The organism is Rhodovulum euryhalinum (genome assembly GCF_004342445.1).
Classification (GTDB): domain Bacteria; phylum Pseudomonadota; class Alphaproteobacteria; order Rhodobacterales; family Rhodobacteraceae; genus Rhodovulum; species Rhodovulum euryhalinum.
Window position 1 is genome coordinate 174,373 of sequence record NZ_SLWW01000001.1, and the last position, 13,197, is coordinate 187,569.

At 69.7% G+C, this 13,197-nt stretch carries 11 protein-coding genes; 3 read left to right on the top strand and 8 right to left on the bottom strand.

The features are described from left to right. Positions 1-27: 27 nt before the first annotated feature. The 8 genes from EV655_RS00830 to EV655_RS00865 form a co-directional block, all read right to left on the bottom strand. Complete coding sequence (locus EV655_RS00830) at positions 28-816, bottom strand: hypothetical protein (RefSeq protein WP_132540335.1); 789 nt, start codon at positions 814-816, stop codon at positions 28-30. Next, positions 788-1,177 (bottom strand): hypothetical protein, encoded by a 390-nt coding sequence (locus EV655_RS00835; RefSeq protein ID WP_132540337.1) that lies wholly within the window; start codon positions 1,175-1,177, stop codon positions 788-790. The genes EV655_RS00830 and EV655_RS00835 overlap by 29 nt, the downstream gene beginning before the upstream one ends. Before the next feature lie 150 nt (positions 1,178-1,327). Then, positions 1,328-2,269: a dynamin family protein gene (locus EV655_RS00840; protein WP_132540339.1), complete on the bottom strand. Its 942-nt coding sequence runs from the start codon at positions 2,267-2,269 to the stop codon at positions 1,328-1,330. A 26-nt stretch (positions 2,270-2,295) separates the two neighbouring features. Further along, a complete protein-coding gene (locus EV655_RS00845; RefSeq protein WP_132540342.1) occupies positions 2,296-4,347 on the bottom strand; it encodes a dynamin family protein in 2,052 nt (683 codons plus the stop codon). Positions 4,348-4,500: 153 nt separating this feature from the next. Beyond that, entirely contained in the window at positions 4,501-5,655 is a 1,155-nt protein-coding gene (locus EV655_RS00850; RefSeq protein WP_132540344.1) for a hypothetical protein, read from the bottom strand. Beyond that, positions 5,652-6,605 carry a PP2C family protein-serine/threonine phosphatase gene (locus tag EV655_RS00855; RefSeq protein ID WP_165905227.1) on the bottom strand — a complete coding sequence of 318 codons (954 nt, stop codon included), beginning with the start codon at positions 6,603-6,605 and terminating at the stop codon, positions 5,652-5,654. Before EV655_RS00855 ends, EV655_RS00850 begins: the two co-directional genes overlap by 4 nt. Next, positions 6,592-7,635 carry an FHA domain-containing protein gene (locus EV655_RS00860; protein WP_132540349.1) on the bottom strand — a complete coding sequence of 348 codons (1,044 nt, stop codon included), beginning with the start codon at positions 7,633-7,635 and terminating at the stop codon, positions 6,592-6,594. Before EV655_RS00860 ends, EV655_RS00855 begins: the two co-directional genes overlap by 14 nt. 48 nt (positions 7,636-7,683) lie before the next feature. Continuing rightward, the gene (locus tag EV655_RS00865) at positions 7,684-8,988 is read right to left on the bottom strand and encodes a serine/threonine-protein kinase (protein ID WP_132540352.1); all 1,305 of its coding nucleotides are present in this window, start codon (positions 8,986-8,988) and stop codon (positions 7,684-7,686) included. A gap of 372 nt (positions 8,989-9,360) precedes the next feature. Between EV655_RS00865 and EV655_RS00870 the strand changes: the two genes are divergently transcribed. From EV655_RS00870 to EV655_RS00880, 3 genes are all read left to right on the top strand, one after another. Then, on the top strand, positions 9,361-10,122 hold the full coding sequence (locus EV655_RS00870; RefSeq protein WP_341540291.1) for an endonuclease/exonuclease/phosphatase family protein: 762 nt from the start codon (positions 9,361-9,363) through the stop codon (positions 10,120-10,122). 43 nt (positions 10,123-10,165) lie between these two features. Then, positions 10,166-11,587 (top strand): cardiolipin synthase, encoded by a 1,422-nt coding sequence (cls, locus tag EV655_RS00875; protein WP_132540355.1) that lies wholly within the window; start codon positions 10,166-10,168, stop codon positions 11,585-11,587. Between the two features lie 284 nt (positions 11,588-11,871). Then, positions 11,872-13,191 carry an NAD(P)/FAD-dependent oxidoreductase gene (locus EV655_RS00880; RefSeq protein WP_132540358.1) on the top strand — a complete coding sequence of 440 codons (1,320 nt, stop codon included), beginning with the start codon at positions 11,872-11,874 and terminating at the stop codon, positions 13,189-13,191. Positions 13,192-13,197: the final 6 nt, after the last annotated feature.

A 13,197-nucleotide genomic window follows, 5' to 3' on the forward strand; every position in this document is an offset into this window, starting at 1 on the left:
CTTGCAACACCGTTGCGCCGCGCGGCCTCAGGACCGGTCGGCGGACGGAACGGCCGTGCGGCAGAGTGCGATCAGCCCGGCGCGCGCCGCTGCGGGGGCCAGGATCAGCGCCGCCTCGCCCCGGGCCTCGATCCGGACGAGAATCAGGCCCCCGTCCCCGGCCGGGCCAAGCAAGGTGCAGGACGCGCCGCCGGCCGCAACCTGCCCAAGCCCCGCCGCCCCGCCGCCGGCAAGCCCCTCGAGGCGGGTGACAAGGGCCGGATCGCCGGTGCGCGCGACGATCTCGCCGCCCGCAAGGCGCAGACCGGCGACGGCGTGGCCCAGCCCGGCCGTGACCGGGTCAATTTCTGCCGCCTCGTCCGTGCCGACGGCTGTGATCGCGGCGGCCAGGGTCTCGACCGAACAGCCGATCTCGGTCGGATCGACCCGGTGATGCGGCCGCATGGCGTCGATGCTGATCTCTCGGGCTTGGTCGAGGAAGGTGCGGAAGGGGCCGGTGAAGGCGGCGATCAGGCGCGCAGCGGGGTCGTCCTCTGCATCCGCGACGCCGGAGACCGGGCCGCCGGGCGCCTCGAGATGCACGACCCGCCGCCCCACGACGACCAGCAGCGCCTGTTCGCCGCGTTCATTCGTCAGGACCATATCGCGCGGCAGGATCGTTTCCTCGATCTCGGCCAGCAGCGCGGCGATGATCCCCTCGGTAGCGCCCGTGACGATCTGATCGTCTTCGGCATCGGCGCCCTTGAGCTTGGCAAGCTTGCTGTTCAGCCGGTCCAGCCCGCCCATGTCACTGGCCCCGGTCGGCAGTGGCGGCATGCTCCGTCACACCCGGCAGGATCGCGTCGATCCCGCCGCGCAGCAGAGCCAGTGCCACCTCGGGGTCGGCGGCGGGGTCCAGCACGGCGCAAAGCGCCTCGTCGGACGCCGTTGGCGCGCGCAGGAAAACCTCGATCCCGCCGCCCTGCACGACCACCGCTTCGCCCGGCGGCAGATCGGCCGCCAGCGCCATGCGCGCGGCCTCGGCCACCGGCCCGGTCATCAGGCGCACGGCGCGCAGGCACAGTGCATCCAGCGCCTCCTGCGGCGGGCGCGGAAGGTCGGAATCGCTGCACAGGACCAGACGGGCCGAGAGGTCGGCATAAACCAGCGACCGGCATCCGGGGATCGATCCGCGCAAACTCTGTATTCGCCTGGAAAGCGCCATCGCGCGCAGTCTAGTCGATATTCTGCCGCCTTCCACCGGCAAATGCATCGCCACGCCGCCCGGATGGCGAAAAGGGATCCGGCGTATGGACGATCCCGGCCGCGATGGACGCGGAACCTTCCGTCAGGCCAGGCCGAAGCCCCGGGATGGCTCGCTGCCCGGACGTACCGAACGGCCGCGCTCGCGGTCGATGGTCACCCGGCGCGGGCGTGCACCGTCATCGGTTCCGGCCGCGGGGTCCTGTGTCAGGGGTGGCGCCTCCGGGAACGCGGCGGCGCGCGCCGCGTTGTCAGCCGCTTGGGGCGTGGCGCCCTGAAATCCGTCCAGCAACCCGATGAAGTGCTGGCTGAAGGCCTCGGCCCCGCTCGCGGTCCAGCGATCCCAGTCGTCGCGCCCGGCGACGGCCTCGGTCAGCGAAATCGGCAGGATCGCCGAGAACAGCCCCGCGGCCTCGCGCACGACCCGCTTGAGCACGCGCGCCCGGTCTTCGGCGGTCACCAGCTTGTCCGCCCGCGTCAGCAGCAGGAGACTCGATTGCGCAAGGCGGCCAGAGAGTTCCTCCCAGACCGCGGCCTCGCTCTGGCGCCAGGCCTGGGTGGCGTGGGTACACCAGATCACCCCGTCCGCCTGCCCGATCACGCCCTCCCAGACGCCCGAATCCATGTTCGGGTCCGAGATGCCGGGCATGTCGATCAGGTCGCAAAGCGTCAACAGGTCGGCCTCGACGAAGAGTTGCACGAGCCTTGTGTCGGCGGGCGTGACTTCGGTCAGCGCCTCGATGTCCAGCGGATGGATGCGGCCGTCGTGATCCTCGCGCCAGCCCTGCCCGGTGCCATGCGAGATGCGCACCGGCGGCAGCTGGGTGGCGGTGACCTTGACCGGCAGGGGGCTCTGGCCGATCAGCAGGTTCGACAGCGTGCTCTTGCCCGCGCTGAATTCGCCCATCAGGGCGATGCAGGGCTTGCGCGGGGCGGCCCCGGGCGCGGGGGCGGCAAGCGGCACGTCATCGAGGGGCGGAAAGCCGTCTTCGAACCGGGAATATGCGTCGTGATGGGTCTCGGTCATCGTCTCCAGCCTCTTGCTTCCCGGGGTCAGGCCGCTTCCTGGCGCATCGTGGCGACCGCGCTCTCGATCTGCCGCAGCCGGTCGGCCCGCTCCTGATAGCCAAGCGCAACGCCCAGATCCTCGGCCGTGGGCGCAGTCTTTTCGGCAAGTGCGGTCACGATCTCGCGCTGCTCGTCAAGGAATGTGGCCAGCGTCCGCAGCAGGTCGGCGCGGATCGTCTGGGCGTGGTCCCGACTCAGTTCGTCGAGAATGGGCGATGTCTCTTCGCGGATCATCTTGTAGAACTCGGCCGCGAAGCTGCGATACCCCCTGCGGCGCAGCCACCAGCGGCGCCACCACGTGCCCTTGACGTCCAGCGCGATCGTCTGCGCGATGGCGACCGGCGGGTTCAGCCGCGGCGGCGCCGGCGGCTCGATCGCCAGGGCCTCGTTCAGTCCGAACGCGGCACGATAGGACGCGGCGACCTCGGCGGCGGTGGCATCCAGGATCGCCCGCGCGTCACCCTGCATCCGCTTGCCGAAGACCTGGCAGGCCGAGCGCAACAGGATACGCAGCCCCGTCGGCTCGTAGGACCAGACCGTGCCCTCGCCGTATTTCTCGAGGTGCTCGATCAGCGCCGCGGTGGCACGGTCGAGGAAGTTGTGATGCGACCGGTCGAGACGGACGCAGAACGCCTCGTGCTGGGCGGCGAAGGCGGTTTCCAGCGCGGCGGTCGCACGCTGCTCGATCTGGGCAAGGTCCCGGGTGATCCGGGCCGTATCCACCTGAACCGCATGCCCGCCCGTCACCGCGAGCCCGATCGAGCGCTGGGCCGCGGTCACGCCGCGGGCGAGGTTGCCGACGCTGCGGGCGATCCGGTCGATCGCCTCGCCGCCGACGCCCTCGGCCACCCGCTCGCCAAGCACACGGTAGAGCGCCGGTATGCCCGACAGCGTCCAGGCGTCCTCGGCCGTCGGAGTCTCGTTGCCTGCCAGCATGACCAGCGCCCGGCGGCTTGCCTCGGTCATTCCGGCCAGGGGGCCTTCCAGCGCGTGCTGGCCCCAGAAGGCGCTGCCGAACAGGATGGGGGCGTCGGCCGGGCCCTCGTGCTTTTTCAAAGTGGCGCGGATCGAGTCGCGAATCTCGGCGGTCTGGCTGGCCGGGTCCGACAACTCGTCGATCCGGTTCACGAAGATCACGGCCTCGCGCGCCTTCACCGCCGAGATCAGCCGGATCAGCGCCATGTCGACGGTCGACAGCGCCTGGTGGGCGGACAGAACCAGCACGCAGAGCCTGCTGTCGCGAATCGCGCCGATGGTGATCTGCTCGCGCATCAGGAACGTGTCGTTCACGCCCGGCGTGTCGCGCAGGCACAGCTTGAACGGCACGTTGGCGTGGTCGACGAACAGGTCGGCCGACTTGGTGATGTCGGCGAATCGGCCCCGCATGTCGAAGGGTTCCCCCTCGTCATCATCGAGATCGTCACCAAGGCAGACATAGCGTTCCACCAGCGCCTCGTCGAAGACGCCGTAGCGGTGTTCCTGCCCGAGCAACAGCTCGAACCGGCGACCGAGCCTTCCCTTGGATTTCTCGCGCATCCGCTCGATCTGGCGGCGGACCTTCTCCAATTCCTCTTCGGCGCCTGCGCGACTGGCTAGTTCCCCCATGCGGCCGCCCTTCTCGATCAGGCGATCCCATTCCTGCGGGTCGAAGAAGCGGAAGCTGGCACCTGCGGCGGCGGTCGCCCAGGACGGTGCAAGGTGGATCGAGGTCACCACCGAGGTCCAGGGATTGACGTCGGCGGGCAACAGGCCCGGCCAGCCGGTCATGGCATTGATCAGCGAGGTCTTGCCCGCCTTGACCTGGCCGATGAAGGTGATCGAGGGCTCGACAAGGTCAAGCTGGGCCGACAGCCGGCCCGCGCCCTTGGCAACGGTCGCATCGCCCAGTTCGCCCAGGTCGGCCAGCGCGCGCCGCATCTGGTCCATGCGGTCCACGAAACCGGCAAACCCGTCCATGCCCAGCGCCAGAAGCCCCGGATTGGCGGTCCGGGGGCGGGCCGCTTCGATTGCGGGTGCTGCGCGATCGTCCAGCGTCACAGTGCCACTCCCCTCTTGGCTGATCGAAAACCGGCCGCTCCCGACCGGGGCCAGCTGCGACCGGGCCGGTTGTCGCGGCCGACGAAACAATTTTCCCGAGAAAGATGTCCTGAGCGTGGCACTCCCATGTCGATCCCTTGGCGGTCGCCGCGCTCAGGCCGCAAGCCGCGCGTCAAAGCCGCGCCGAAGCTGCAACAGCAGGGTCACGGCATCGGCCGCGGCGTTCTCGTCACCCTCGAGTCCGAGCAGCAACAGCATCTCGTTGGCTTCCAGCACATCCTCGGCCAGATCGCCGGCCACGCCGGCACCCTCGACGATCTCGGAAAGCGACTCGGCCGTGCGGGCGCAAAGCGACAACAGCGCCGAGACCGCGGCCGGGTCGTTGGCGCCGATCTCGTCGGGGAAATCGCCGCGACATGCGTCGAGCAGGTGAAGCGCCTGCGCAGAGACGGCGACTTCGGCCTGCGGCACCGGCGGGGCGGGGGGTGTCGGGTGACTCTGCGGCAGGGGTGCCGGGGCCTGCGCCCGTTGCGAAAGGTCGGGTTCGGGCTGTGGGACCTTGGCAGCGACGGCTTCTGCAGGTTCGGCCAGGATTGCGTCCGATGGCAGGTCGTGACGGCGCAGGAAAAGGCTCGCCGCGTCCAGATCGGCGCTGCGCCCCTGCTCGATCATGCGGTCCAGCGCCTCGAACAGCGCCGCCGCCCCGCTTCGGGCATGCAGCGCCGCATCGACCACCCTGTTGCCCTCCCGCGCCGCAGCGGCCTGGCGGGTGGCAATCGGCAGCAGGCTGTGGAACTCGACCTCGACCACATCGCGCAGATCGTCGAGCCGCTCGTCCAGCACGCCAAGACGCATCAGGTCGTCGGCCTTGGTCAGCACGAGAAAGGCATGGTCCTTGAGATTGTCCGGCACCCGCGACCAGACCTTCGCTTCGTCATGGGTGAAGCCCTGGGTGCACCACAGCAGAATGTCGGGCGCGGTCTCCTCGATGGCGACCGCGCGGCCGATGGCGTCGGCCGCGGCCGGCAGGTCCAGGTCGACCACCACGAGATTGCCCAGCAGCGTCGACAATGTTTCGACCGGAGGCCCGCCCCGGGACGGCCGCGTTGCCGGACCCCGATCCCCGGCGAGCAGGTGCACCAGGTCCGATTTGCCGCTCCCTGCGGGACCGGTCACCACCAGCCGGACCGGCTTGCGCAACCGGTCAAGCAGGCGCTGGCCATGCGCGCGCACCCGTTCGGGCAGGTGCCCGGACGCGACGGCCCGGTCAAGCCGTGCCAGCGTGTCCCGTTCGAAGATCGCGTTCATTGCACTCGCTTTCCAAAGCTGAAAAGGGACCGCAGGGCGACCGGCAGCGTCCAGCGCGGGCCACCTGTTCCGCGGCGCGCGGCGGCAAGTTCGGGCCGTCTGCGGGCCCGCTCGGCGGGGACCGTGGCGACCGGGCGGCGTGGCTGGACCATGGGCTGCCAGCCATGGGCGACCACGCGGATCACGCTGAAGCAGACATTGTCCTGTTCGGGATCGGCCCGCGCCTCGAGTTCGGCGAGCAGCGCATCGGCGATCTCGGCGGCGCTGCGGCGGCGATGCTCTGCCAGGATCACCCGCAGCCGGTCCCGGTCGATCGAGTCGAGCCCGTCGCTTGCGGCGAGGATGATGTCGCCCACGGCAAGTTCGAGCGGCCGGTCGGGGCAGTCGATCTGCCGGATCTCGGCCCCGGTCAGCGCCGAGGTCAGGCAATGGCGGTCGGGATGGGCCTGCGCCTCTTCGGCGCTCAGCATACCGACACGAACCATCCCGTCGATCTGCGGCGCAAGCGAGTGGTCCTCGTTGATCTGGTGCAACGCGCCGTCGCGGTAAAGCAGCAGCGGCGAATCCCCGACCGAGATCCAGAACAGCCTGTCCCGCGCCACCGCAAGCGCCACCAGCGTGGTGCCCATGCCGCCGGTCTCGGCATGGCCGCGGACATGTTCCGCGATGCAGCCATTTGCCTCGCGCGCGGCCGTCCTGAGGATTCCGGGCGCATAGCGGACAAAGCGATCCAGGTCGTCGCTTTGCAGCTTCAACTCGCTGAACACCTCGGTCACGGCGATCCGGCTGGCCACGTCGCCTGCCGCATGCCCGCCCATGCCGTCGCCCAGCACCGCAAGGCCGATCTCGCCGCCGATCGCGAAATCGGCGATGATCGCGTCTTCCTGATGCTCGCGCCGACCCTGGCCGATGCCGGTGGCGGCGTCGATCCTGATGTCAGTTGCCGTCATCATCGCGCCGGTCCGTCGCCCAGGTGAAATCGGGCCCGCAGAACGCCACGAAGCGCAACGTCGTCTCGCCGATGCGGATCACGTCGCCACCCGCCAGTTCTTCGGTGCTCAGCAGGGGCTGGCCGTTCAGCCGCACGATGTTCACCTTGCCGCCCGAGCCGAGGAAGAACTTGGCCTGCTCATCGTCATAGGCCAGCAGCGCATGGCCCGAGCGCGAGATCGAACTGTCCCCGAAATCAAGGCGAACGGTCTGATCGGCACCGCGCCCGATCTGCGACACACCGTGACCCAGGGCGAAATGCGCGCCGCGGCCGGGGCCGTCGACGACAACGAGCCAGCCGACGGGAAAATCCGGCGCACCGTCTGCGGCCGGGGCGTCGGCCTCGTCGCGGGCGAAGGGATCGGCGGCGGGATCGGCGGGCTGGCCGAAGCCCAGCAGCCGGGTCTTGGTCCGCCCGGCCCGGGCGCCAGCCCGGCCCACGGCGGGCGGCGGCACCTCGAAGGCGGCCATGTCCTCGGCACGGGGTTCGGTCGGCGGCATCGCGGAGCGCAGCGGCGGCGCCACGGTCGGTGCGGGGTCGGGGCCCGACATGGCAGCGGTGGCAGGCGCGGCATCCGCATGGGGCAAGACCGCCTCGCGCCGCTCTGTGTCTTCCGCGATCGGCGGCCGCTGGCGGCGATCGCCGCCGGGGAACAGCACGGGCCGACCATCATCCAGCGCGGGCGCGTCAGCGCTGGGGCAAAGCGGCGCCTGCGCGGTGGTGCCCGCAGCACAAGCCGCAGAGGCGAAGCCATCCGCCTCGAACGGCGCGCCGGCAACCTCGTCCGCGGGATCGTCCTCCCACGCGTCGGGCGGCTGACCGACTCCGTCGCTATCCCGGAACGGCGCGGGGGGGGTGCGCATCGGGTCTGCGACCGGGCCGGACACCGGATCGGACGCCCGGTGCCGCGCCGGGGGGAACGGTGCGACATAATCGTTGAAATCGTCCTCGACGGGTCTGTCGCCGCTCTTGCGTCTCAGGAATTTCATGGCTCTGCCTTCCGTGCTGAACCTTGCTGCGGGTTTCGACCGTCCAGGTTACGGCCGTGCGGTGAATCGCCGGGCAAGCCCCATGAACAGGCCGCCGCGGCCGGGACGGGGCCGCCGGCTGCGCAACTTGGGCCGGCGCGGACAGACCGCGCCATCGGCCTCTGGCGTATGGTCGGGACAGGACGGCCCGGGCACCGGGACGGCGGTGGCCTGATCGTCGTCCTCGTCGTCATAAAGCGACCGCCAGGCGAAGGCGGGCTTGCGCTCGGGTGGTTTCGGCGCCTCGGGCAGGCGCGCGCGCACCTCGTGTTCGGACCGCTGGCGCGCCTCCATCACCGCGCGGTTCGTCTCTTCGACCAGCCGCGAGATCGACACCATCATGTCCTCGTCCGCTTGCAGGACGCGGCCCTCCGCGGCCTGCCGCGGGCCGGTCTCGATCATCGCAAGCCATTCATGCGCGGATTGCGGCCGCTCTTTCGGCACCACGTTCAGCGCCTTGTCGATCGCCCCGAGGAACGCGGACGTATAGCCCGGGATCCGGCCGCGCAGCGGCTGGCAGGGGTCGGGTTCGTTCGCGGCCAGCGCGGCCATGCGCTGCTGGCTGTCGGGTGGCGCCTCGTCGGTGATGAGGTGGTAGAACGTCGCGGCCAGCGCATAGAGATCGCTGGGCGGGCCCTGCCGGATGCCGGCGACATAGAATTCCTGCGGCGAGTAGCCGTCCTTGACCACCTGCAGCCGCGACAGGACCCGGCTGCTGCGGGTGGCCTTTTCGCGCGCGGCCCCGAAATCGATCAGCACCGGGTTGCCGGTCAGGTCGATCAGGATGTTGTCGGGCGAGATATCGCGGTGCAGCAGGCTTTGGTCATGCACGAAGGCGACCGCGTCCAGGACCTTGACCAGGATCTCGCGGATCGCGTCGGGCGAGGGCGTCTCGCGCGGATCCTCGATGATCTCGAGCAGGCTTTTGCCCTCGATATAGTCCAGCGCCATGTAGGCGGTCGTGTTGTCCGAGAACACCTGATGGACACCGACGATGCCGGGATGGTTCAGCCGGGCAAGCCGCCGCGCCTCCTCGATGAAGAGCTGGACGATCGAGTGGAATTCCTGGGTATGGCTGCGCGAACGGGCGCGCACGTCGCAGCCGGTGCGCAGGCACAGCGACTCGGGAAAGCACTCCTTGATGACGACGGTCCGGTCCAGGCTGTCGCGCGCCAGGTAGGTCAGGCCGAATCCGCCCGAGTTCAGGAACCGCTCGATCCTGTACTGGCCGTGCAAAAGCTCGGTTCCGGGCTGCAACTCCTCCACCGGGCCCTCCGGTGTCAGGGTCGTGTTGAAATCGGGTGCTGCGGTCATGGTGCCGGTCTGGTTGTGCGATTGGCGGTGATCCGGCGGACGCCGGACGCACCTTTGGCTTGCGGAGACGTTCATGAATGTTCCCCACAAGTTGGACAAAATCATGTCTGCGCAGCCCGGTATTGCGGCGGAAATCCGGCAGGACCGGCCCAGTCCGCCGCGCCGCAGGGGCCAAACCCGCCCCACGCGCGCAAGGGTTGCGAAAACCGCAACGGCACGTACCCCGTTGCTGCAAGTTCTCCGAAAATTCGCCCGATTTCAGACCGGCCTCCGGGTCCCGGCACAGGCGGGGCGGTTGCCGCCGCGGCCTCGGGCCCCTACCTTCGGTTTCATGCCGCCCCCGCCCGCCCCCGAACCGGAGCCGTCCCGCCCGTGATCCCCCTGCCCGAGACCACCTTGCGCAGCCCGCATCCGGCCCGTGTCGCGCCGGTGCGGCCGCTGCGCGTGGCAAGCTACAACATCCGCAAGGCCGTCGGGCTCGACTGGAAGCGCGACGCAGGGCGCGTACTCGACGTCATCAACGAGATCGGCGCCGACGCGGTCGTGCTGCAAGAGGCCGACAAGCGGCTGGGCGACCGCCCCGCGGCGCTGCCGCGAGCGCTGATCGAACGCGAGACCGATTTCGCCGTCGCCGACCTCGCCCCGAACGCGGTCAGCCTCGGCTGGCACGGCAACGCGGTGCTGCTGCGCCGCAGCACCATGGTCGAGGCGGCCGAACGGCTGACCCTGCCGGGTCTGGAACCGCGCGGCGCGGTAATGGTCCGGATCGGACGGGGCGACGGGCGGTCGATCACCCTGGTCGGTGTCCACCTCGCGCTGATGCGGCGCTGGCGGCGGCGCCAGCTTCAGGCGATCGGCGCCCGGTTCTGCGACACCGAAAGCGCGCGCACCGTGATCCTGGGCGATTTCAACGAATGGTCCGAGGACCGCGGCCTCGAGCCGCTGGCCGGACGCTTCCGCATCGTCGCCCCGGGCAAGACCTTCCATGCCCGCCGCCCCCGCGCCGGGCTCGACCGGATCGCCCATGGAAGCGGCCTGGCGCTGACCGCGGCGGGGGTGCATGAAAGCCCCCGCGCACGGATCACCTCCGACCACCTGCCGATCTGGGCCGAGTTCGGCTTCGTGCAGGGCTGAGCGCGGGCTTGCGATTCGGCGCGGCGCGGGCGAGCATCTTCCCATGTTGCAGATCGTGCTTGCCGCCACGCTGCTTGCGCTCCAGGCCGGGGCGGTCTGGGCGGCGTTGCGCGCAATCCGGAACGCCCGCACGCCCCAGGGCGCGGTCGGCTGGGTGGTGTTCCTGATCGCGGCGCCCTACCTCGCGCTGCCGGTCTTCCTGTTTCTCGGCCATTCCCGGCTGCCGGGCTATGTCACCGCGCGCCGGTCCTCGCACGCCTCGATCGCGACCCAGCCGGATTTCGATCCGGGCTGGCGGACCGATTCGACCCGGCTGCCCGACCGGTTGGGCCGCACGCTGGCCGGGTTCGAACGGATGGCAGGCCTGCCTGCGATGTCGGGCAACGCGTTACGCCTGCTGATCGACGGCCCGGCGACCTTCGAGGCGATCTTCGCCGCGATCGAGCGGGCCGAGCGCTATGTGCTGGTCCAGACCTACATCCTGCGCGACGACGACACCGGACGCGCGCTGCAGCGCCGCCTGATCGACCGGGCGCGCGCGGGCTGCACGGTGCGGCTGCTCTATGATGCCATCGGCAGCCACCGCCTGCCTGACAGCTACCTCGCGCCCCTGCGAGAGGCAGGCGTGATCGCCGCCGACTTCCATTCCTTGCGCAAGCCGCACAGCCGGTTCCAGATCAATTTCCGCAGCCACCGCAAGATCGTGGTCGTGGACGGGCACGCGGCGTTCCTTGGCGGGCACAATGTGGGCGATGAATACCTGGGCCGCGACGCCCGAATCGGCCGCTGGCGCGACACCCATCTGGTGGTGTCCGGTCCGGCCGTGGCGCAACTGCAACTGATCTTTGCCGAGGACTGGGCCTGGGCCACCGAAGAGCGGCTGGACCTCGCCTGGCACCCCGCCCCCGCCGCCGCGAACATGGATGCGCTGATCGTGGCGCCTGGCCCGGCCGACGTGCTGGAAACCGGCAGCCTGTATTTCTGCAACGCGATCCATGCCGCGCAGGACCGGGTCTGGATCGCCTCGCCCTACTTCGTGCCCGACCGCGACATCCTCACCGCGCTGTCGCTGGCGGCGCTTCGCGGCGTGGACGTGCGCATCCTGGTGGCGGCCCGGCGCGACAACCTTTTCGTCTGGCTGGCCGCCTTCGCCTATTTCGACGAGATGCTGGACGCGGGCGTGCGCATCTTCCGCTACACCGACGGGTTCATGCACCAGAAAGCGCTGGTGGTGGACGACGCCTTCGCCTCGGTGGGCACGCTGAACCTCGACAACCGGTCGTGCCGGCTGAACTTCGAGGTGACGGCGCTGGTCTTCGACGACGGCTTCGCCCGGACGGTGGCGGCCATGCTGGACGAGGATTTCACCCGCAGCCAGGCCTATGCCACGCGGCTCGCCGAGGCGCCGGGGCTCTTGCGGCGGAACGGCGCGCGCGTGGCCCGCCTCATGGCCCCGATCCTCTGACCGGCGGCGGGGGCGCGCCCGTCTCGGGCACTGCCCGAGCGCCGATCGCGAAGACATTCCCCGGCATGCTTCTTCTTGGCCGAAATACTCCGGGGGGTCGCGGGGGGCAGCGCCCCCCGCGCGGGTCGCCCCGGCGTCAGCCGGGGCGAAACTCCGGGTGCTGCAATCGACCCCGGGCCCGGTTTCGCAAGGCGACCCAAAGATGACTCTTTGACATAGCTCCGGATTCGGGCGTATACGGGCGCATACACATGCAATTATGCGAATGTTTTGGGAGGAGACCCATGAAGCACCCGGACCGTATCGCCCTCTCGCGGCGGGGATTCCTCGGGATGGCGGCGGGGGGCATGGCGCTGGCCGGCGCCGCGGCGCCCGCACGCGCCCAGAAGGTCGCGACCTCGGCGCGCATCGTGATCCTGGGCGCCGGGGCGGCCGGGACCGCGATGGCAAGCCGGCTCGTCGAACGGCTCGACGGCGCGACGATCACCATCGTCGACGGGCGCAAGCGCCACCTCTACCAGCCGGGGTTCACCCTGATCGCGGCGGGCCTGAAACCGGCAAGCTACTCGGTCTCTTCCACCGGCGAATGGCTGCCCCGGGGCGTCGAATGGATCGAGGAGGCCGCAGCCGAGATCGACCCCGAGGCCAACCGGATCGTTACCACGGGCGGCAAGACCGTCGCCTATGATTTCCTGATCCTCGCAAGCGGGCTGAAACTCGACTGGGACGCGATCGAGGGCTTCGACATGGCCCTTGTCGGCACCAATGGCATCGGCGCGGTCTATGCCGGTCCGGAACAGGCCGCGGCCACCTGGGGCGCGATGGACCGCTTTACCGACGAGGGCGGCAAGGCGGTGTTCTTCCGGCCCGCCACGGAAATGAAATGTGCCGGCGCGCCGCTGAAATACACCTTTCTTACCGACGACTATGCGCGGCGCAAGGGCAGCCGGGGCCGGGTGGAAATCCACTACGCCGCCCATAACAAGAGCTTCTTTTCGGTCCCGATCGTGAACGAGAAGGTGCGGATGCTGTTCGACGACCGGGGCGTGAAGCCCAGCTTCGACCACGTCCTGAAAGCCATCGACCCGGGCAAGAAGATCCTCACCTTCGCCACGCCCGAGGGCGACCGCGAGATGGATTACGACTTCACCAACGTGATCCCGCCCATGGTGGCCCCCGACGTCGTGCGCAATTCGCCCCTGCCCTGGCAGGACGGCCCCTGGGTGAACGAGGGCTGGGCCGAGGTCGACAAGGAGACGATGCGCCATGTCCGCTACCGCAACGTCTTCGCCGTGGGCGACATCGCAGGCGTGCCCAAGGGCAAGACCGCGGCCTCGGTCAAGTGGCAGGTACCGGTGGCCGAGGATCACCTGGTCGCCGATATCGAGGGCAAGCTGAGCCCGGCCGTCTATAACGGCTACACCTCCTGCCCGATGATCACCCGGGTCGGCCGCGCCATGCTGGTCGAGTTCGACTACAAGAATAACCTGACCCCGTCCTTCCCCGGCGTCATCGCGCCGCTGGAAGAATTGTGGATTTCCTGGCTGATGAAGGAGGTGGCGCTGAAGGCCACCTATAACGCGATGCTGCGCGGCAAGGCATAAGGAGGA